The 1,552-nt window shown below is 43.2% G+C and carries 1 protein-coding gene; it reads right to left on the bottom strand.

Going from position 1 to position 1,552, the window contains the following annotated elements:
• Window positions 1-80 precede the first annotated feature (80 nt).
• Window positions 81-1,433 (bottom strand): ISNCY family transposase, encoded by a 1,353-nt coding sequence (locus AB6D07_RS22945; protein ID WP_102579856.1) that lies wholly within the window; start codon window positions 1,431-1,433, stop codon window positions 81-83.
• Between the last annotated feature and the right edge of the window lie 119 nt (window positions 1,434-1,552).

Genomic DNA, 1,552 nt, shown 5'->3' on the forward strand with positions numbered 1-1,552 from the left:
TGTCAATCCCATTTTAAAATGTCCTCTTTTCTCCCAAATAGAAATGTCACCTTTGGGAGAAAAGAATCAAGGGTAGTGGGTTACTTGGTATGACTTGCTTTGAATTGTTCGGGCTTCTCTAAAACTGGATTTAATGCGCGTAGCTGCTCATTCATTGCCTGTCTTTGAGCCGTTCTGCTTGCCGTTTTATTGTTCCGTTTACGTTTTTGTGAAACCTCAAACTCATCTTGTTTATCCTGAGCAAAACGTAACACTTGTCCCAGTCTTTTGTTTTCAACCACTCGACCTTGGTCAAGTTTGGTCAGTTTATCAAACACTTTATATCTCAATGCTCGATGTCCGTATCTCACACTAATGTCGCCGTTTGGGTACTCTAAAATCAATACGTTTTCATGAACCAAGCGGGAGTTTTCTTCAATATTTTCAACCAAATAAACAATCTGGTCGTACTGAAAGGTTAACGACTTTGATAGTTTTCGAACGACCTGCCATGCAAAAATATCGTCCAAATCTGCGGATGTTTCTCTAATAGGACGGTGCATGTCTTTTGGGTAATTGGCGGGTTTAGCAAAGCGTTGATTGAAGTCCGTAATGAAGTAGGGAAGCCAGGCATTGGCCTCTTTGATGGTATTAATGCCTTGTAGTCGCATCTCTTTAATGAGGCGGTCTTGAAGTGTTAGGTTCGCTCGTTCTACTCGGCCTTTCGCTTGTGAGCTGTTCGCACAGATTAATTCGATGCCAAGCTCTTTTAGTATGCGTCCATATTGCGTAGGATTTTTAGCTTCAACCGCATTCTTGTTACTGTTATGAAACACTGCGTGCCGGTCACTGTAGAATGCAAGCGGCTTGCCGTGTGTCTCTAAGTACTCTCGAGTTGTTACCATATAGTCAATGGCTGATTCCGTTTCACTAAACCGCAGGTTCATTAATCGTCCAGTTGCATCGTCGATGAAAACCAGCAGACAGCATTTTGGACTTCGGCCTTCGAACCAATCATGGTGAGAACCATCAATCTGAACCAGTTCTCCTAGGCAGTCTCTGCGATGACGAGGTTGGTACACTCGAGGTTGACGCTGAGCATGTGGCACCCAGAGACCATCAGCAATCATCCATTGACGTAAGGTCTCATTAGAAATGGGTAAGTTATGGATCTCAATAAGTTTTTCTCTTGCTAACGTTGGGGCAAAATCCGAATAGTGTTTACGAACAAGCGTTAAGATAGTCTGACGATAATCACTCGATATCCGATTATTACTGGGCTTGCCGCGAGCTCCATGTGCCAAACTGGCCGCACCGGATTCTCGTAAGCGGTTCATTAAACGCTGCACTTGGCGTTCACTCAAGTTTAAGAGCTGGGCAGCATCCGAACGTCGTAAGCGACGCTCACAAACGTCATTGATCACTTTGTATCGTGAAAGGTCTTTGTCACTCATAGTTACCAACATCCCAATGTTCCTTAGATAAGTTCACATAAGAATGAAGTTAGCGGTTGAACCTAAAAAAGAGACATTTTAACTTTGCTAAAAAGTGACATTACAACTTTGCGCCTACA

Origin of the sequence: Vibrio sp. 10N.239.312.C11 (assembly GCF_041466065.1) — a bacterium.
Lineage (GTDB): Bacteria > Pseudomonadota > Gammaproteobacteria > Enterobacterales > Vibrionaceae > Vibrio > Vibrio tasmaniensis_A.

Bases quoted from the DNA above. Each gene is read 5' to 3' on its own strand.
- AB6D07_RS22945 (WP_102579856.1), bottom strand. From the start codon at position 1,433: ATGAGTGACAAAGACCTTTCACGATACAAAGTGATCAATGACGTTTGT.